The sequence below is a fragment of the Pseudomonas sp. 22189 genome (assembly GCF_052045635.1).
In the GTDB taxonomy this organism is placed as follows: Bacteria; Pseudomonadota; Gammaproteobacteria; order Pseudomonadales; family Pseudomonadaceae; genus Aquipseudomonas; species Aquipseudomonas parakoreensis.
The window spans coordinates 173,386-192,975 of record NZ_JBQEPG010000002.1 but is presented as its reverse complement, the minus strand read 5'-3'; the positions used below and the strand labels follow the sequence as shown (position 1 = coordinate 192,975).

Genomic DNA, 19,590 nt, shown 5'->3' with positions numbered 1-19,590 from the left:
CAGACGCTTAGAACGTCTGGCCGAGGGAGAATTGGAACACTTGAGTTTCAGCGTTATCCGGTTTCTTGACCGGCATCGCCAGAGCAAAACTCAGAGGACCCAGTGCGGTGACCCAGGTCACACCCACACCAACGGAACTGGCCATATTGCTCAGGCTGATGTCGTTGCACTTGGTGTTGGACGTCGAGCCATTTGCGTTGGTGGTGTCCTTGCACTGCGAATCGAAAACGTTACCCACGTCCCAGAATACCGAGGTACGCAAGGAGCGTTGATCCTTGACGAACGGCAGCGGGAACAGAACCTCGGCACCGCCCTGGATCAGGACGTTACCACCGAACGGCAGCGGATCCTGGTCAGGGTCAATCGAAGTGCCCGGGTTGGTACCACGACTCGGCGTACTACGAGGACCCAGCGTGCTGTCCTTGAAACCGCGAACCGAGTTGAAACCACCAGCATAGTAGTTTTCATAGAACGGCAAGCCATCGGTCGAACCATAGCCGTCGCCATAACCCAGCTCGGTGTGCAGACGCAGGGTGTAGTTCTCGGTGATCGGCTGGAACAGCTGACCACGGTAGTCGAGTTTGTAGAACGACAGGTCGCTGCCTGGGATCGTGGTTTCCAGTGTCAGGCTCTGGGAACGGCCACGGGTCGGCAATACACCCTTGTTCAGGGTCGACTCGGACCAGCCGGCCGACGCCTTGAAGTTCAGGTACTGATCGCCTTCCTTGTTCACGAAGTCGAAGATCTCGTCAACGGTATACTGACCGGTCTTGATCTTGTCCTGCTGTGCGGACAGACCGAAGGTCAGACGCGAAGTCTCGCTGATCGGATAGCCAACGTTGACGCCGGCACCCAGGCTGTCTACCGCATAGCTGGCTACATCGATGTTGAGATCTTTGTAGTCGGTGGTGCGATAGAACGCGTTGTAACCCAGGCTCACGCCATCGGCGGTCCAGTAGGGGTCAACGTAGCCGAAGTTGTAGCGGCTCTGGTATTCGCTGCGAGTCAGGCCCACGCTCACACGGTTACCGGTACCCAGGAAGTTGTTCTGGGTGATCGAACCACCGAGGATCAGACCGGCGCTCTGGGCGAAACCAACGCTGGCGGTGATCGAACCGGAAGCTTGTTCTTCAACGGCGTAGTTCACGTCCACCTGGTCGTCGACACCCGGTACAGCCGGCGTCTCGACGTTCACTTCCTTGAAGAAGCCCAGACGTTCAAGACGGGTCTTGGACTGGTCGATCAGGTAGGTCGAAGCCCAGCCACCTTCCATCTGACGCATTTCACGACGCAGCACTTCGTCTTCGGACTTGGTGTTGCCACGGAAATTGATACGGTTGACGTAGGCACGCTTGCCCGGATCGACGGCGAACAGGATGTCCACGGTGTGATCGTCGTCATGCGGCTGAGGAACGCCATTGACGTTGGCGAAGGTGTAGCCCTCGTTACCCAGGCGACGAGTGATCAGTTCGGAAGTGGTGGTCATCAGCTTGCGCGAGAACACCTGGCCTTTCTGCACCAGCAACAGCGACTTGACCTGGTCTTCAGGGACTTTCAGGTCACCGCTGAGCTTGACGTCACGTACGGTGTACTTCTCGCCTTCGGTGATGTTGACGGTGATGTAGACGTGCTTCTTGTCCGGGGTGATGGACACCTGGGTCGAAGCGATATCCATGTTGATGTAACCACGGTCCAGGTAGTAGGAACGCAGACGCTCCAGGTCACCGGACAGCTTTTCACGGGCGTACTTGTCATCGTTCTTGAAGAACGACAGCCAGTTGGTGGTTTTCAGCTCGAACAGGTCGATCAGGTCGTCATCAGGGAAGACCGTGTTACCCACCACGTTGATGTGCTGGATCGCGGCCACGGTGCCTTCGTTGATCTTCACTTTCAGCGCCACGCGGTTGCGCGGCTGCGAGACCACTTCGGTATCGACGGTCGCCGAGTAACGGCCCTGGGCAACGTACTGACGCTGCAGCTCGTTACGGACACCTTCGAGGGTGGCGCGCTGGAAGATTTCACCTTCGGACAGACCGGACTGCTTCAGGCCTTTCATCAGGTCTTCGGTAGAGATCGCCTTGTTGCCCTCGATCTCGATACTGGCAACCGACGGACGTTCGACGACCGTGATCACCAGAACGTTGCCTTCGCGGCCCAGCTGGATATCTTGAAAGAAACCGGTTTTGAACAACGCACGAGTGGATTCCACCAGGCGACGATCATCCGCCTGCTCGCCGACGTTCAACGGCAAGGCACCAAAGACGCTACCCGCGGAGACCCGCTGGAGGCCATTGACGCGAATATCAGAGATAGTGAAGGACTCGGCGTGAACTTCGGCGATCATCAATACGGTGAGAACCGCAGTTAGCAGCAGACGTTTCATGAAGTCCTTTCTTATTCCAACTGGCAATAAACAAACTGCCGCAAAATGCGGCAGATTCGCAATTCAGCGAAGCTTTACAGTCGACCCAGATCATTGACCAGAGCAAGCAACATCACTCCGACCACCAAACTGATACCGATCTGCACCCCCCAACCTTGCACCCGATCCGACAAGGGGCGACCACGCACCCACTCAATCAGATAAAACAACAAATGCCCCCCATCCAGTACTGGAATGGGCAGCAAATTCAGAACCCCCAGGCTAATACTCAGATAAGCAAGGAAATTCAGGAAATCAGCAACGCCCGACTGGGCAGAAGCGCCCGCCACTTTAGCAATGGTTATCGGCCCACTCAAGTTTTTTACCGAGAGCTCGCCAAACAGCATTTTCTTCAACGAGTCCAGCGTCAGCACGCTCATGGTCCAGGTACGACGGGCACCCTCGCCAATCGCGGCCAGCGGACCATAACTGACCTCGCGGATCATTTCCGGCGGCCAGTCTACGGCTTTTACACCTGCACCGAGATAACCGCTCGGCGACTTGCTTTCTCCGCGTGCCGCCAAGGTCACCGGGATGTCGATTTGAGCACCGTCACGCTCAATTTTCAGCATGATTTTGGTATCAGGACGCGTACGAACGGTATCTACCACCTGCTGCCAGTCATTCAACGCCTGACCATCAAGCGCCAGTAGACGATCGCCGGTTTTCAGACCAGCAGCCTGCGCCGGACCTTTTGGATCGAGTTCCGCCAGCACCGGCGGCAAGGCCGGGCGCCATGGGCGAATGCCCAGCGAGCGGATTGGATCGGGTTCATCAGCCCCTTTGAGCCAGTGATCCAGCGCCAGTTCGCGCGGCGTATCTGCCGTTGAGCCTTGCTCGCGCACGAGCAATTGCAGGGAACCGCTTTCCCCCAGACGACGGACCAACTGCAAATTGACCGCCGCCCAACCAGACGTCGGCTCGCCATCGATGGCAACGATTTCCTGACCGGCACTCAAGCCGGCCCTGGCTGCAATGCTGCCGGACTCTACGGCACCGATGACCGGGCGGATCTGCTCGCTGCCGAGCATGGCCAGCACCCAGAAAAACACCAAGGCCAGCAAAAAGTTGGCAATCGGCCCGGCCGCGACGATAGCGATACGCTGGCGAACCGATTTGCGATTGAAAGACTGATGAAGCTGATCGGCCGGGACTTCGCCTTCACGCTCATCGAGCATTTTGACGTAGCCACCCAACGGAATTGCCGCGACGACAAACTCGGTGCCCTGCTTGTCGTGCCAGCGCAACAACGGCATGCCGAAGCCCACGGAAAAACGCAGAACCTTGACGCCACAGCGACGCGCGACCCAGAAATGGCCGAACTCGTGAAAGGTGACCAGCACACCCAAAGCGATCAGGGTGCCGGCAATCATATAGAGCGCGCTCATCTACTTTCTCCGCAATCCTGTTCAGTGCCGCGTGACGCCAAGGTGTTGCAACGGCTATCGGCCGTGACGACTCAGCCATTGTTCGGCCAGAATCCGCGCTTTCGCGTCTGCGGTAAACACCGCATCCAGATCTTCCAGCGCAACCACAGGCTCGAGACTCAACACATCCTCGATGATACTCGCGATTTCCAGATAACCCACGCGTCCGTCGAGAAACGCCGCGACCGCCACTTCGTTGGCCGCATTGAGCATGGCAGGCGCGCTGTTACCCACCTCGGCCGCCTGTCGCGCCAGACGCAAACAAGGGAAACGTTCTTCATCCGGCGCTTCGAAATCCAGGCGCGCAACAGCAAACAGATCCAGCGGCGCCACGCCTGAGTCGATACGTTCGGGCCATGCCAGCGCATTGGCAATCGGTGTGCGCATGTCAGGGTTGCCCAACTGCGCCAACACCGAGCCATCCACATAGTCGACCAGCGAGTGAATCACACTCTGCGGATGGATCACCACCTCGACCTGCGACGGCTTGGCGTCGAACAGCCAGCAGGCCTCGATCAACTCCAGGCCCTTGTTCATCATGCTGGCCGAGTCCACGGAAATCTTGCGCCCCATGGACCAGTTCGGGTGCGCACACGCCTGATCAGGCGAAACGTGCGCCAGCTCGCTCAACGGCGTCTGGCGGAAAGGCCCGCCCGAAGCCGTGAGCAAAATCCGTCGCACGCCGACAGTACTCAGGCCACGGGCAAAATCCTGCGGCATGCACTGGAAGATCGCGTTGTGCTCGCTGTCGATCGGCAACAGCACCGAGCCGCTCTTGTGCACGGCCTGCATGAACAGCGCGCCGGACATCACCAGCGCCTCTTTATTGGCCAGCAGGATTTTCTTCCCAGCCTCCACCGCCGCCAGCGTCGGGCGCAGGCCCGCGGCACCGACGATGGCCGCCATCACGGCATCGACTTCAGGTGCAGAGGCAACCTGACACAGGCCCTCCTCCCCGACCAATACGCGAGTGGACAGACCGGCAGCCCGCAGGTCATCCTGCAAACCGCGCGCCGCTGCCGCTTCCGGCACGACTGCGAATTGCGGCACATGGCGCACGCACAAGGCCAGCAACTCGCTCAGGCGCGTGAAACCGCTCAGGGCGAACACCTGATAACGCTCGGGATGACGCGCGATGACGTCGAGGGTGCTCAGGCCAATCGAACCGGTAGCCCCCAGAACAGTGATCTGTTGAGGACGGCTCACGGTGCAGCCATCCACAGCAAGACAGCGAAAATCGGGATCGCCGCGGTCAGGCTGTCGATGCGATCAAGCACGCCGCCATGACCGGGCAGCAGGTTACTGCTGTCCTTGATGCCGGACTGGCGCTTGAACATGCTTTCGGTGAGGTCGCCCACCACCGAAATAAAGACGATCAGCGCAGCACCGACCAGCCCCTTGAGCAGCTCAGCCACCGTCCAGTCGCGAACCAGACCGACGATCGCGGTGATCACCAGACTCAGCGCCAGGCCACCGTAAACGCCTTCCCAGCTTTTGCCCGGACTGACTTGCGGCGCCAGTTTGCGCTTGCCGAAAGCACGACCGGAGAAGTAAGCACCGATGTCGGCACCCCAGACCAACACCATCACCGCCATGATCAGCCAGTTACCCAGTGGGTATTGTTTGATCTGCACCAGCCCCTGCCAGGCCGGCAGCAGGATCAGCAAGCCGATCACCAGTTTGGTGGCTGCGGTGGACCAATGCTCGCTCGAGCGTGGATACGTCAGCACCAGGTAAGTCGCCACCGCCCACCACAATACCGAAGCGCCCAACACCCAAGGGGCAAGACCCGGCAGGACGTACATGACGAACAGCATCAGCGCGACGACAGCGGCAAAGCCGACACGGAACGACTGCGCGGTAAAGCCAGCCAGACGCGCCCATTCCCAGGCACCCAGGCTCACGACCAGACCGATGAACAGCGCAAAACCGGACCCCTCGAGCAGGAAAAAACCGCACAGAGCGATCGGCAGCAGGATCAGCGCAGTGATGATTCGTTGTTTAAGCATTAAACCCGGGCTCCAGCTTCGACCTGTTCGCTCGTTTTACCGAAGCGACGCTGGCGCGAAGCGAAATCGGCCAGCGCAGTGCGCATGGCTTCGTGTTTGAAGTCCGGCCAGAACAGGTCGGAGAAGTACAACTCGGCATACGCCAGTTGCCACAGCAGGAAGTTGCTGATGCGGTGCTCGCCACCGGTACGGATGCACAAGTCCGGCAGCGGCAGGTCGCCGGTCGCCAGACAGGTTTGCAACAGCTCCGGAGTGATGTCTTCCGGACGCAGATGCCCGGCCTGAACCTCACGCGCCAGACGTTGCGCTGCCTGAGCAATATCCCACTGACCGCCGTAGTTGGCGGCGATCTGCAGAATAAAGCGGTTGGCACCCGCGGTCATGGCCTCGGCTTCGCGCATCGCCGCCTGAAGCTCAGGGTGGAAGCGCGAGCGATCACCGATGATGCGCAAGCTGATGTTGTTGTCGTTGAGGCGCTTGGCCTCACGACGCAGGGCCTTGAAGAACAGGTCCATCAAGGCACTGACCTCATCGGCCGGGCGCTGCCAGTTTTCACTGGAAAAGGCGAACAGGGTGAGCACTTCGACCTTGGCCTCGGCGCACACCTCGATTACCGCCCGCACAGCATCCACGCCGGCTTTATGCCCGGCGACACCCGGCATAAAGCGTTTTTTCGCCCAGCGATTATTGCCATCCATGATGATCGCGACATGGCGCGGCACCGCGGACGGCGCAGACTGCTTGGTCTTTTCCATTGAAACGCGACCCTTATACGGCCATCAGGTCTTTTTCTTTCTCTGCCAGCTTCGCGTCGATTTCAGCCACGAATTTCTTGGTCAGATCGTCGATCTCGCCAGTCGCGCGACGCTCTTCGTCTTCACTGATCTCTTTTTCCTTGACCAGATCCTTCAGCGAGCTGTTCGCGTCACGACGAATGTTGCGCACGGCAACACGCGCGTCTTCAGCAACGTCACGCGCTTGCTTGGTGAAGCCACGACGGGTTTCTTCGGTCAGGGCCGGCATGCTGATGAGCAGCAACTCGCCGAGGTTGGTCGGGTTCAGGTTCAGACCTGCACTGCCGATCGCCTTGTCGACGGCGCCCAGCATGTTGCGTTCGAACGCAACGACTTGCAGGGTACGGGCGTCTTTGACAGTGATGTTGGCCACTTGCTTGATCGGGGTGTCAGCGCCGTAGTACGGCACCATCACGCCTTCCAGGATGCTTGGGTGCGCCTGACCGGTACGGATGCGACCGAAGCTGTGGGACAGCGATTCCACCGACTTCTGCATGCGCTCTTTGGCGTCTTTCTTGATTTCGTTGATCATTGTTGAACTTCCTCGATCAGGGTTCCTTCAGCGCCGCCATGTACGATGTTCAGCAGGGCGCCAGGCTTGTTCATGTTGAATACGCGCAGCGGCATCTTGTGATCGCGGCACAGGCAAATAGCTGTCAGATCCATCACACCCAGCTTGCGATCCAGCACTTCATCATATGTCAGATGATCGAACTTCTCGGCATGCGGATCCTTGAATGGGTCGGCAGTGTAGACGCCATCGACCTTGGTCGCTTTCAGCACGACGTCGGCATCGATTTCGATGGCACGCAGGCAGGCTGCCGAATCCGTGGTAAAGAACGGATTACCGGTACCGGCCGCGAAAATTACCACGTCCTTGGAGTTCAGGTGGCGCATGGCTTTGCGGCGATCATAGTGATCGGTCACGCCAACCATGGAAATGGCAGACATCACGATGGCCGAGATATTGGCACGTTCCAGCGCGTCGCGCATGGCCAGGGCGTTCATCACAGTGGCCAGCATGCCCATGTGGTCGCCTGTCACCCGATCCATGCCGGCCTTGCTCAAGGCCTCGCCACGAAACAGGTTGCCACCGCCGATCACCAGACCGACCTGCACGCCGATGCCGACCAGCTGGCCGACTTCCAGCGCCATCCGATCCAGCACTTTTGGATCGATCCCGAACTCTTCCGAGCCCATCAGGGCCTCGCCGCTAAGCTTGAGTAGAATGCGTTTATAGCGAGCCTGATAACCACTGCCCTGCTGAGCCATTGCGAATCTCTCCTGCGGCGTATTTAAAAAATTCTGTGCAAGCTGTTTTACAGCTGCCGTTCACTCTAGCTTGGCGCTGCTTCAGCGCCATCGGAACCTGGCTTTGTAAGTCAGTTCCCAGTGGAAACCAATTAAAAATTGGTAACCCATCTGAAAAGAGGCTGCGCGCGTGAGCGGGCAGCCTCTTTCGGGCGACAGTTGAAAAACCGTCTTATTGCTTGGCGGCAGCCAGCTGGGCAGCAACTTCTTCAGCGAAGTTGTCGACCGGCTTCTCGATGCCTTCGCCTACTTTGAAGTAAGTGAAGGAAACGATTTCTGCGCCGCCTTTCTTGGCCAGCTCGCCAACCTTGATTTCAGGGTTCTTGACGAACGCCTGCTCAACCAGGCTCGCTTCTGCCAAGAACTTGCTGATACGGCCTTTGACCATGTTCTCAACAATGTTTTCCGGCTTGCCTTTGATCTTCTCTTCGTTCAGCTGCAGGAACACAGCTTTTTCACGCTCGATCGCTTCAGCCGAAACCTGCGAAGGCAGCAGGAACTCAGGGTTGCTTGCAGCTACGTGCATCGCGATGTCTTTGGCCAGCTCGACGTCGCCGCCTTTCAGAGCCACAACAACACCGATCTTGTTGCCGTGCAGGTAGGAACCTACAACGTCACCTTCGATACGGGTCAGACGACGGATGTTGACGTTTTCGCCTACTTTGGCAACCAGTGCTTCGCGAGCGGCTTCTTGAGCAGCGATCAGCGGAGCAGCGTCGGTCAGCTTGTCAGCGAAGGCTTTTTCTACGCTGGCAGCAACAAAGTTTTTGAAGTCGTCTTGCAGAGCCAGGAAGTCGGTCTGCGAGTTCACTTCCAGGATAACGGCAGCTTTACCGTCGTCCTTGATTGCGATTGCGCCTTCAGCGGCAACGTTGCCAGCCTTTTTCGCAGCCTTGATCGCGCCCGAAGCACGCATGTCATCAATGGCTTTTTCGATGTCGCCGTCAGCCTTTTCCAGGGCTTTCTTGCAGTCCATCATGCCTTCGCCGGTACGCTCGCGCAGTTCTTTAACCAACGCTGCAGTAATTGCTGCCATTTTCAAATTCCTCTTGGATAGGTTTTCAACCATTCCACCCGATCGAACGGGCGTTCAATTCTTCCCGAAACACCTTGTAGCTGCTGCACGTTACAAATGCAGGAGGTGCGCTGCCACACGTGGGCGCCAACAAACGGTTTTCGAGGTGGCAAAAAGGGGGCCAAGCCCCCTTTTTGCTTACTGAGCCAACGCCAGGGCGTCGATTACTCAGCTGCAGCCTGAGTTTCTTCAGCTGCGAATTCAACAGTGCCGCCAGCAACATTGTTGCGACCACGGATCACTGCGTCAGCCATCGAACCCATGTACAGCTGGATAGCGCGGATTGCGTCATCGTTGCCTGGGATGATGTAGTCAACGCCTTCCGGGCTGCTGTTGGTATCGACAACGCCGATGACCGGGATGCCCAGCTTGTTGGCTTCGGTGATCGCGATGCGCTCGTGGTCAACGTCGATCACGAACAGTGCGTCTGGCAGACCGCCCATGTCCTTGATGCCGCCCAGGGAGCGATCCAGCTTTTCCAGGTCACGGGAGCGCATCAGCGCTTCTTTCTTGGTCAGCTTGGCGAAAGTACCGTCTTCGGCTTGAACTTCAAGGTCACGCAGACGCTTGATGGAAGCACGAATGGTTTTGAAGTTGGTCAGCATGCCGCCCAACCAGCGGTGGTCGACGTACGGCGAACCGCAACGTGCTGCTTCTTCAGCAACGATCTTGCCAGCGGAACGCTTGGTGCCGACGAACAGAATCTTGTTTTTGCCCTGGGCCAGACGCTCTACGAAAGTCAGAGCTTCGTTGAACATTGGCAGGGTTTTTTCAAGGTTGATGATGTGAATCTTGTTACGCGCGCCGAAAATGTACTTACCCATTTTCGGATTCCAGTAACGGGTTTGGTGACCGAAGTGCACACCGGCCTTCAGCATATCGCGCATGTTGACTTGGGACATGATAGTTCCTTAATAAGTCGGGTTTGGCCTCCACGTATCCCAATGACCAACCAGTGGCATAAAGCCAAAAGCACCCAGGTCATCGTGTCGACACGTGTGTGGATTTAAGCTTCTCGGGGCATCCCCGGAAAGCGGCGCATTTTATACCACAAGGTGCACAGAAACGGAACCCGGAATCTGTATTCGCACCAGAGACATGGGCGCAGCCCCCTTGGAATCGCCGTCAGGCACACCATTGTATAGAGAGAGACGATGTACGCAGGCGCGGATTTGCGCCTTTCGTCTGTTAGAATCGGGTTTTTCAGGGTCGCGAAACGTACACCTGCCACCCTATCCGTATCAGCAAGCGCCGCCGAGCGCAGAGAGAGCCTGTATGACCGTCAACCTCAAAACCCCCGAGGACATCGCTGGCATGCGTGTCGCCGGCAAACTGGCCGCCGATGTGCTGGAAATGATTGCCGAACACGTCAAACCGGGCGTGACTACCGATCAACTGAACCAGATCTGCCACGACTACATCGTCAACGTGCAGCAGGCCATCCCGGCCCCGCTCAACTACAAGGGTTTTCCGAAGTCGATCTGCACCTCGATCAACCATGTGGTCTGCCACGGCATTCCGAACGATAAGCCGCTAAAAAACGGTGACACCCTGAACATCGACGTCACCGTGATCAAGGACGGCTACCACGGCGACACCAGCCGCATGTTCCACGTTGGCGAAGTACCTGTCTGGGCCGAGCGCCTGTCGCAGATCACTCAGGAATGCATGTACAAGGCAATCGAGATCGTCAAGCCCGGCTGCCGCCTCGGCGACATCGGTGAAGTCATCCAGAAGCACGCGGAAAAGAACGGTTTCTCGGTGGTTCGCGAGTTCTGCGGCCACGGCATCGGCAAGGTGTTCCACGAAGAACCGCAGATCCTGCACTACGGCCGCGCCGGCACCGGTATGGAACTGAAGGCCGGCATGACCTTCACCATCGAGCCGATGATCAACCAGGGCAAAGCCGACACCAAGGTGCTGGGCGACGGCTGGACCGCGATCACCAAGGACCGCAAGCTCTCGGCGCAGTGGGAACACACCCTGCTGGTGACCGACACCGGCTACGAGATCTTCACCCTGCGCGCCGACGACACCATCCCGCGCGTCTCGGCCTGACCCGTAGAACGCTCCCACCTTTATAGAAGGAAAGCCAATCGATGCCGCAGGTGGATCCCGAACTCTTCGACCGCGGCCAGTTCCAGGCTGAACTGGCCCTGAAAGCGAGTCCTATCGCGGCGTTCAAAAAGGCGATCCGCCAGGCGCGCGAGGTCCTCGACACGCGTTTTCGCAATGGCCGCGACATCCGCCGCCTGATCGAAGACCGCGCATGGTTCGTCGACAACATCCTGCAAAAGGCCTGGGAGCAGTTCAACTGGAGCGAAGACGCCGACATCGCGCTGGTCGCGGTCGGTGGCTATGGCCGGGGCGAGTTGCATCCCTACTCTGACATCGACTTGCTGATCCTGCTGGACAGCGCCGATCACGAAGTTTTCCGCGACTCCATCGAGCGTTTTCTGACGCTGCTGTGGGACATCGGCCTGGAAGTCGGCCAGAGCGTACGCTCGGTCGATGAATGCGCCGAGGAAGCCCGTGCCGACCTGACCGTGGTCACCAACCTGATGGAAAGCCGCACCATCTGCGGCCCCGAGCGCCTGCGTCAGCGCATGCTTGATGTCACCAGCACGGCCCACATGTGGCCGGCCAAGGAGTTTTTCCTGGCCAAGCGCGCCGAACAGAAGGCCCGCCACCACAAGTACAACGACACCGAATACAACCTGGAACCCAACGTCAAAGGCTCGCCCGGCGGCCTGCGGGATATCCAGACGATTCTGTGGGTGGCCCGGCGTCAGTACGGCACCCTGAACCTGCGCGCCCTCGCCGGCGAAGGTTTTCTGGTCGAGAGCGAAAACGCCCTGCTGGCGTCATCCCAGGAATTTCTGTGGAAAGTGCGTTACGCCCTGCACATGCTCGCCGGTCGCTCCGAAGACCGTCTGCTGTTCGATCATCAACGGACCATTGCCGGTCTGCTCGGCTTTGAAGGCGACGACGCCAAACAGGCGGTCGAAAACTTCATGCAGCAGTATTTCCGCGTGGTGATGAGCATTGCCCAGCTCAGCGACCTGATCATCCAGCATTTCGAGGAAGTCATCCTCGCCCCGGAAGACGAAGCGCCGCCGCAGCCGATCAACTCGCGCTTCCAGTTGCACGACGGCTACATCGAAGCGCGCAACGACAACGTGTTCCGTCGCACGCCGTTCGCCATGCTCGAGATTTTCGTGTTGATGGCCCAGCAGCCGGAAATCAAAGGTGTGCGCGCCGACACCATTCGTCTGCTGCGCGAGAACCGGCACCTGATCGACGACAATTTCCGCAACGATATCCGCAATACCAGCCTGTTCATCGAGCTGTTCAAATGCAAGATCGGCGTGCACCGCAACCTGCGCCGGATGAACCGCTACGGCATCCTCGGGCGTTATCTGCCGGAGTTCGGCTTTATCGTCGGGCAAATGCAGCACGACCTGTTCCACATTTATACGGTCGATGCGCACACCCTGAACCTGATCAAACACCTGCGTAAGTTGCAGTACACCCAGGTGTCGGAAAAATTCCCGCTGGCCGCCAAGCTCATGGCCAAACTGCCCAAGCCTGAGCTCATTTACATGGCCGGCCTGTACCATGACATCGGCAAGGGCCGGCATGGCGATCACTCGGACATCGGCGCGGTCGATGCCGAAGCGTTCTGCCAGCGCCATCAGTTGCCGCTGTGGGACAGCCGCCTGATCGTCTGGCTGGTGCAGAATCACCTGGTGATGTCGACCACCGCGCAGCGCAAGGATCTGTCCGATCCGCAGGTGATCCATGATTTCGCGCAGATCGTCGGCGACGAAACCCGTCTGGACTACCTGTACGTGCTGACGGTTGCCGATATCAACGCGACCAACCCGACGCTGTGGAACTCCTGGCGCGCCAGCCTGCTGCGCCAGCTCTACACCGAGACCAAACGCGCTCTGCGCCGTGGCCTGGAAAACCCGGTGGATCGCGAAGAGCAGATCCGCCAGACCCAGAGCGCCGCACTGGACATCCTCGTGCGTGGCGGCACCGATCCGGACGACGTCGAGCAGTTGTGGGCACAACTGGGCGATGACTATTTCCTGCGTCACACCGCTGGCGACGTGGCCTGGCACAGTGACGCGATCCTGCAGCAACCGGCCGATGGCGGCCCGCTGGTGCTGATCAAGGAAACCACCCAGCGCGAGTTCGAGGGCGGCACGCAGATCTTCATCTATGCACCGGATCAGCACGACTTCTTCGCCGTGACCGTGGCCGCGATGGATCAGCTCAACCTGAACATTCATGACGCCAGGGTCATCACCTCAAGCAGCCAGTTCACCCTCGACACCTATATCGTGCTCGACAACGACGGTGAATCCATCGGCGACAACCCGACACGGATCAAACAGATTCGCGACGGTTTGACCGAAGCGTTGCGCAACCCGGACGACTACCCGACGATCATCCAGCGTCGGGTGCCGCGCCAGCTCAAGCACTTCGCCTTCGCGCCGCAGGTAACGATCCACAACGACGCTCAGCGTCCGGTGACGGTGCTGGAACTCACCGCCCCTGATCGCCCGGGCCTGCTGGCGCGGGTCGGCGGGATCTTTCTCGAGTTCGACCTGTCGCTGCAGAACGCCAAGATTGCGACCCTGGGCGAACGCGTGGAAGACGTGTTCTTCATCACTGACGCCCACAACCAGCCGCTCTCCGACCCGCTGCTGTGCAGCCGCTTGCAGGACGCAATCGTCGAGCAACTGAGCGTCAATCAGGAACCGGATATCAAGCTTTCGCGCATCAGTATTTGAATCAGCAAACTACCCTGTGGAGGCAGATATAGCTGCCGGGGCTTTTGTGGTGAGGGGATTCATCCCCGATGGGTTGCGAAGCAGCCCCGAACCGGCAATCGCGGAGTATCCGTTACACCGCACGCGATGGTTTTGCGGCTGCTGCGCAGCCGATCGGAGATAAATCCCCTCGCCACGGAGTTCTCTCCACATTGAACGAGGCCCCCATGAACAACGCTCTGAACCAGCTCCAGCCCTACCCGTTCGAAAAGCTCCGCGCCTTGCTCGGCAGCGTGACGCCGAACCCGGACAAACGCCCGATCGCCCTGTCGATCGGCGAGCCGAAACATCGTTCGCCAAGCTTTGTCGCCGAAGCGCTGGCGAACAATCTGGATCAGATGGCGGTGTACCCGACCACCCTCGGCATTCCGGCCCTGCGCGAAGCCATCGCCGGCTGGTGCGAACGTCGCTTCGGCGTACCAAGCGGCTGGATTGATCCGGCGCGCAACGTGCTGCCGGTCAACGGCACCCGCGAAGCGCTGTTCGCCTTCACCCAGACCGTGGTCAATCGCGGTGATGATGCACTGGTGGTCAGCCCGAACCCGTTCTATCAGATCTACGAAGGGGCAGCGTTCCTCGCCGGCGCCAAGCCGCACTACCTGCCGTGCCTGGACGAAAACGGCTTCAACCCGGATTTCGACGCAGTCTCGCCAGACATCTGGAAACGCTGCCAGATCCTGTTCCTGTGTTCGCCGGGCAATCCGACCGGCGCGCTGATCCCGGTCGATGTGCTGAAAAAACTCATCGCCCTGGCCGACGAACACGACTTCGTGATCGCCGCCGACGAGTGCTACAGCGAACTGTACTTCGACGAACAGACCCCACCGCCGGGCCTGCTCAGTGCGTGTGTCGAACTGGGCCGCAAGGACTTCAAGCGTTGCGTGGTGTTCCACAGCCTGTCCAAGCGCTCCAACCTGCCGGGGCTGCGTTCCGGTTTCGTCGCGGGCGACGCCGATGTCCTCAAAGGCTTTTTGCTCTACCGCACCTACCACGGCTGCGCGATGCCGGTGCAAACCCAACTGGCCAGCGTTGCGGCGTGGAATGACGAAGTGCACGTGCGCGCCAACCGTGCGCTGTACCGCGAGAAATTCGACGCTGTCTTGGCGATCCTCAGCCCGGTGATGGACGTGCAGCGTCCGGACGGCAGTTTCTATCTTTGGCCGAACGTACAAGGTGACGACGCGGCGTTCTGTCGCGACCTGTTCGAACAGGAACACGTGACCGTGGTGCCAGGCTCGTACCTGTCCCGCGAGGTAGACGGTGTGAATCCGGGCGCCGGTCGAGTGCGCATGGCGCTGGTTGCGCCACTGGCTGAATGCGTCGAGGCCGCAGAGCGGATTCGCGCCTTTGTCTCTCGCCAGTCGTAAGTGTCTTTACCGTGCCAGTTCCGCTGGCACGGTAACCGGTCATAAAACCGTACATATATTCAATTTACCGACTCCAGCTCAGTCACTAGCATCCCTCATTCAAAGCAACTTTCCGGGAACAATAAGCAACCGGATAAGTTAAACCTGAAGAATGAAAACATGGATGTTCCGTAATGCAATCAACTTGGCTTCAGCCAAACAAACAATTCGAACACACACGCATCTCCCGCAACATTAAATGTACTTGGGAGATTCAAAAACATGTGGGCTAAAAACAATCCGGCAAAATTCTGGACTCCCGGCAGCACACTTCGCATCGCCTTCCTCAACGGTACGCAGGCATTCAAGGACGAAACGATCGCCGCCGCCAGCAACTGGTTGCCGCACATCAACTTGAAGTTCGATTTCGTCGAAGGTGAAGAAGGCGATATCCGCATACTCAGTCAACCGGGAACGTTTTCCTCTCTGATCGGTACCGATGCTCTCTTACATCCCGATGAGCCGACCATGAGACTCTGGCCCCACGCGCCCAGTCAGGCACGCTACTTCGCGGCCAATGTCATGCATGAGTTCGGTCACATGCTCGGTGCAGAACATGAACAGACCAACCCCACGGCAAACATTCCCTGGGACAAACCGGCCATTTATAAACAACACGGAATAACTGCCGACCCGGAAGAAGACAACTACCAGGCCAGCGTGACGCGCAAACGACTGCACGATTGGTACTTTGACGTCGGCAATCCCGACGAAAGCATTTACTCAGAGTACGACCAGAAGTCGATCATGCACTATCCCGTCAGCCAGTCGTGGACGCTCGGTGACTTCCAGATCTTCATCAATCTGGGTCTCAGCGAACAGGATAAAACCTTCATGTCGAACGCTTACCCCTACCCCGCGAGTCAGTGAGCCTGTCAGGTCCGTATCGGACTATTTGACCTGCCCCAGATTTGCCTCGCTCAAATCAAGCTCGCTCAATACTTCTCTGAGCACATCATCACCAATCTGGTGATGACGGCTCAGGCTATACAACTCAAGGCGTTGCGCCCGCAGCGCCTTGAGTCGCAAACGGCGCTCCAGCAGATCCATCTGGAACGCCAGCGCCTGGGCTTCAGCCGAATCGTTGAACACCTCAAGCTGATGCCGGTACTCGGACATGATCCGCGCCTTGAGTTCGGCCGAGAGTGCTGCCTGCGCGGCGTCCTGCGGCGCGACCTCTTCGGTTTCCAGCGCATGGATCGCCGCCTCGGCGGTCTTGCGCCAGGCGTCGCGCACTTCCTGACGGCGCTTGTCGTCCGGACTTTTCTCGATGCCACGCAGCAGCAATGGCAAAGCGATGCAGGCGCAAATCAGCGACAACAGAATCACCCCGGCGGCGATGAAGATCAGCAGATCGCGCTCGGGGAACGCCTCGGCCCCCATCAGCATCGGCACCGACATCACACCGGCCAGCGTCACCGCACCGCGCACACCGCCGACGGTCAGCAGCCAGCAGGATCGCGCGGTCGGCACTTGCGTCAGGTCGCCCTTGCCGCGCAAACGCCGCAGCAGCACCGACAGGCGCCAGATGCTCTGCACCCAGATAAAGCGCAACAGCACCAGCGCGAGGAAAATCGCCACCACGTCGAGGCCACGGTACAGCAGCGTCGGCCACAACGTCGGCTCGTGGCTGACCACCGCTTTGATGATGTCCGGCAATTGCAGACCCAGCAGCAGGAAGATCAGACCGTTGAAGGCAAATTCGAGCAGCGACCAGACGCTACGGTTGAGCAAGCGAGTGCTGGTCTGTCGTGGCAACAGATCGAGCCAGCTCTGCATCATTCCCGCCGCCACCGCCGACAGGATGCCGGAAGCGCCCAACCGTTCGGCCAGCACATAAGCCGCGAACGGCAGCAGCAACATGAACACCACGTGGGTGGCCGGATCGTCCCAGCCCCGGGCGATCATCCACGCGCGCAAACGCCCGACCAGCCAGCTCAGCACCACGCCGACGGCCAAGCCTCCGACCGCCACCAGCACGAAGGTCAGGCTGGCATTGGCCAGTGAGAACACTCCGGTCACCGCCGCGACCAGGGCAAACTTGAACGTCACCAGTCCAGAAGCGTCGTTCATCAGCGCCTCGCCTTGCAGGATATGCATCAGCGGCGTCGGCAAACGGTTCTGCGAGATCGCCGACACCGCCACGGCGTCGGTCGGCGACAGCACAGCGGCGAGCGCGAAGGCCACCGGTAGTGGAATTGTCGGCAACAGCCAGTGAATGAAGTACCCGGCACCGACCACGGTAAACAGCACCAGACCGACCGCCAGCGTCAGGATCGGCCCACGCAAATGCCAGAACTCGCGTTTGGGCATCCGCCAGCCGTCGGAAAACAGCAGCGGCGGCAGAAACAGAAACAGGAACAGCTCCGGATCCAGCGCTACGTGCAGGCCCAATGTCGGCCAGGCCAGCAAGGCACCGGCGGCGATTTGCACCAGGGGCAGCGGCAGCGGGATGACCCGTCCGACCAGCCGCGAGACGCTGACCAGCATCAGCAGGATCAGGACGGTATAAGCGGTTTGCATAAAGCGGAAATCTCAGACAATCGACAGCGTTGAACGGTCATATTAGCCGCTCAGGATACGTCTGACCGTTGCACCTATGTCGCACTGCTGGAACGCAGTCCCCTTGTGGGAGCGAGCCTGCTCGCGAATGCGGTGTCTGATTCAACAGAGATATTGCCNCTCGCTCCCACAGGTTTTGCACCGTTACGACAACCGTGGCCGCCCGAAACGCGTTGGTCATGGCATAATCCGACACCATTTTTTTCCAGCACCTGTAAAGGGGGCGATTCCTTGACCGTTTCAAGTAAAACGTTGCACCTTTTCGGCATCAAAGCCTGCGACACCATGAAGAAGGCGCGCACCTGGCTCGATGAACACGCTGTCAGCTACGACTTTCACGACTACAAAACCGCCGGTATCGACCGTGAGCACCTGACTCAATGGTGCAACGAGCACGGCTGGCAAACGGTGTTGAACCGTGCCGGCACGACCTTTCGCAAACTCGACGACGAACGTAAAGCCGATCTCGACCAGTCGAAAGCCATCGAACTGATGCTCGCGCAGCCCTCGATGATCAAGCGCCCGGTGCTCGATCTCGGTGACCGAACCCTGATTGGCTTCAAGCCAGACATCTACGCGGCCGCACTCAAGTAAGCAGCCCGTCACTTATTGCTAGAGGTATTCACATGTCCAACTCTCTGTTCAGCATCGCCTTTGGTGTCGGCACGCAAAACCGTCAAGGTGCCTGGCTGGAAGTGTTCTACGCCCAGCCACTGCTCAACCCGTCGGCCGAACTGGTCGCTGCCGTTGCGCCGATCCTCGGCTACACCGAAGGCAACCAGGCCATCACCTTCACCACCGCGCAGGCTGCGCAACTGGCTGAAGCGGTCAAAGGCATCGACGCCGTTCAAGGCAAACTGCTGACCCGTCTGGCCGAGAGCCACAAGCCGCTGGTCGCCACCCTGCTGGCCGAAGACGCACAGCTGACCTCGACGCCAGAGGCGTACCTGAAGCTGCACCTGCTGTCCCATCGTCTGGTCAAGCCGCACGGCGTGAGCCTGGCCGGGATCTTCCCGCTGCTGCCGAACGTGGCCTGGACCAGCCAGGGTGCGATCGACCTGAGCGAACTGGCCGAGCTGCAACTCGAAGCCCGCCTGCGCGGCGAGCTGCTGGAAGTGTTCTCGGTGGACAAGTTCCCGAAAATGACCGACTACGTGGTGCCGGCCGGCGTGCGTATCGCTGACGCCGCACGCCTGCGTCTGGGTGCGTACGTGGGCGAAGGCACCACCGTGATGCACGAAGGCTTCATCAACTTCAACGCCGGCACCGAAGGCCCAGGCATGATCGAAGGCCGCGTTTCCGCTGGCGTATTCGTCGGCAAGGGCTCGGACCTGGGCGGCGGCTGCTCGACCATGGGCACTTTGTCGGGCGGCGGCAACATCGTGATCAAGGTTGGCGAAGGCTGCCTGATCGGCGCCAACGCCGGTATCGGTATTCCGTTGGGCGACCGCAACACCGTCGAGTCGGGCCTGTACGTGACCGCCGGCACCAAGGTCGCGCTGCTGGACGAGCACAACAACCTGGTCAAAGTGGTGAAGGCGCGTGAACTGGCAGGTCAGACCGACCTGCTGTTCCGTCGCAATTCGGAAACCGGTGCCGTGGAATGCAAGACCCACAAATCGGCGATCGAGCTGAACGAAGCGCTGCACGCTCACAACTAAGCAGCACATTGATAACCTGTGGGAGCGAGCCTGCTCGCGAAGCTTTTAGCGTCCTNCTCGCTCCCACAAGGTTCGGCGTACA

The 19,590-nt window shown here is 59.2% G+C and carries 16 protein-coding genes; 6 read left to right on the top strand and 10 right to left on the bottom strand.

What is annotated here, in order from left to right:
• Positions 1–7 precede the first annotated feature (7 nt).
• The 9 genes from bamA to rpsB form a co-directional block, all read right to left on the bottom strand.
• Positions 8–2,383, bottom strand: coding sequence for an outer membrane protein assembly factor BamA (gene bamA / locus ACTJKS_RS02575; RefSeq protein WP_108181821.1), 2,376 nt, complete (start codon positions 2,381–2,383; stop codon positions 8–10).
• Positions 2,384–2,457: 74 nt separating this feature from the next.
• Entirely contained in the window at positions 2,458–3,810 is a 1,353-nt protein-coding gene (gene rseP / locus ACTJKS_RS02570; protein WP_108181820.1) for a sigma E protease regulator RseP, read from the bottom strand.
• Positions 3,811–3,864: 54 nt separating this feature from the next.
• Complete coding sequence (gene ispC / locus ACTJKS_RS02565; protein ID WP_262947969.1) at positions 3,865–5,055, bottom strand: 1-deoxy-D-xylulose-5-phosphate reductoisomerase; 1,191 nt, start codon at positions 5,053–5,055, stop codon at positions 3,865–3,867.
• Entirely contained in the window at positions 5,052–5,858 is an 807-nt protein-coding gene (locus ACTJKS_RS02560) for a phosphatidate cytidylyltransferase (protein WP_108181818.1), read from the bottom strand. The genes ispC and ACTJKS_RS02560 overlap by 4 nt, the downstream gene beginning before the upstream one ends.
• Positions 5,858–6,613, bottom strand: a complete 756-nt coding sequence (gene uppS, locus ACTJKS_RS02555) for a polyprenyl diphosphate synthase (RefSeq protein WP_041072340.1) — start codon at positions 6,611–6,613, stop codon at positions 5,858–5,860. Before uppS ends, ACTJKS_RS02560 begins: the two co-directional genes overlap by 1 nt.
• Positions 6,614–6,626: 13 nt before the next feature.
• The gene (gene frr, locus ACTJKS_RS02550; protein WP_108181817.1) at positions 6,627–7,184 is read right to left on the bottom strand and encodes a ribosome recycling factor; all 558 of its coding nucleotides are present in this window, start codon (positions 7,182–7,184) and stop codon (positions 6,627–6,629) included.
• Positions 7,181–7,924: a UMP kinase gene (pyrH, locus tag ACTJKS_RS02545; RefSeq protein WP_011332683.1), complete on the bottom strand. Its 744-nt coding sequence runs from the start codon at positions 7,922–7,924 to the stop codon at positions 7,181–7,183. Before pyrH ends, frr begins: the two co-directional genes overlap by 4 nt.
• Before the next feature lie 211 nt (positions 7,925–8,135).
• Positions 8,136–8,999, bottom strand: a complete 864-nt coding sequence (gene tsf, locus ACTJKS_RS02540; RefSeq protein ID WP_025110889.1) for a translation elongation factor Ts — start codon at positions 8,997–8,999, stop codon at positions 8,136–8,138.
• 203 nt (positions 9,000–9,202) lie between these two features.
• Positions 9,203–9,940: a 30S ribosomal protein S2 gene (gene rpsB, locus ACTJKS_RS02535; RefSeq protein WP_003222119.1), complete on the bottom strand. Its 738-nt coding sequence runs from the start codon at positions 9,938–9,940 to the stop codon at positions 9,203–9,205.
• Positions 9,941–10,313: 373 nt separating this feature from the next.
• Between rpsB and map the strand changes: the two genes are divergently transcribed.
• The 4 genes from map (at position 10,314) to ACTJKS_RS02515 (ending at position 16,155) form a co-directional block, all read left to right on the top strand.
• A complete protein-coding gene (gene map, locus ACTJKS_RS02530; RefSeq protein ID WP_108181816.1) occupies positions 10,314–11,096 on the top strand; it encodes a type I methionyl aminopeptidase in 783 nt (260 codons plus the stop codon).
• Between the two features lie 41 nt (positions 11,097–11,137).
• The gene (locus ACTJKS_RS02525) at positions 11,138–13,840 is read left to right on the top strand and encodes a [protein-PII] uridylyltransferase (RefSeq protein WP_047291863.1); all 2,703 of its coding nucleotides are present in this window, start codon (positions 11,138–11,140) and stop codon (positions 13,838–13,840) included.
• Between the two features lie 206 nt (positions 13,841–14,046).
• Positions 14,047–15,246 carry a succinyldiaminopimelate transaminase gene (gene dapC / locus ACTJKS_RS02520; RefSeq protein WP_095667396.1) on the top strand — a complete coding sequence of 400 codons (1,200 nt, stop codon included), beginning with the start codon at positions 14,047–14,049 and terminating at the stop codon, positions 15,244–15,246.
• A gap of 261 nt (positions 15,247–15,507) precedes the next feature.
• Positions 15,508–16,155, top strand: a complete 648-nt coding sequence (locus tag ACTJKS_RS02515; RefSeq protein WP_108181815.1) for a hypothetical protein — start codon at positions 15,508–15,510, stop codon at positions 16,153–16,155.
• Positions 16,156–16,176: 21 nt separating this feature from the next.
• Here the strand turns inward: ACTJKS_RS02515 and ACTJKS_RS02510 are convergent, their stop codons facing one another.
• Positions 16,177–17,808, bottom strand: a complete 1,632-nt coding sequence (locus ACTJKS_RS02510) for a Na+/H+ antiporter (protein WP_041072355.1) — start codon at positions 17,806–17,808, stop codon at positions 16,177–16,179.
• Between the two features lie 270 nt (positions 17,809–18,078).
• Between ACTJKS_RS02510 and ACTJKS_RS02505 the strand changes: the two genes are divergently transcribed.
• Together ACTJKS_RS02505 and dapD are read left to right on the top strand one after the other, a co-directional pair.
• Positions 18,079–18,441, top strand: coding sequence for an ArsC family reductase (locus ACTJKS_RS02505; protein ID WP_041072357.1), 363 nt, complete (start codon positions 18,079–18,081; stop codon positions 18,439–18,441).
• Between the two features lie 32 nt (positions 18,442–18,473).
• Positions 18,474–19,508: a 2,3,4,5-tetrahydropyridine-2,6-dicarboxylate N-succinyltransferase gene (gene dapD / locus ACTJKS_RS02500; protein WP_007954762.1), complete on the top strand. Its 1,035-nt coding sequence runs from the start codon at positions 18,474–18,476 to the stop codon at positions 19,506–19,508.
• Positions 19,509–19,590: the final 82 nt, after the last annotated feature.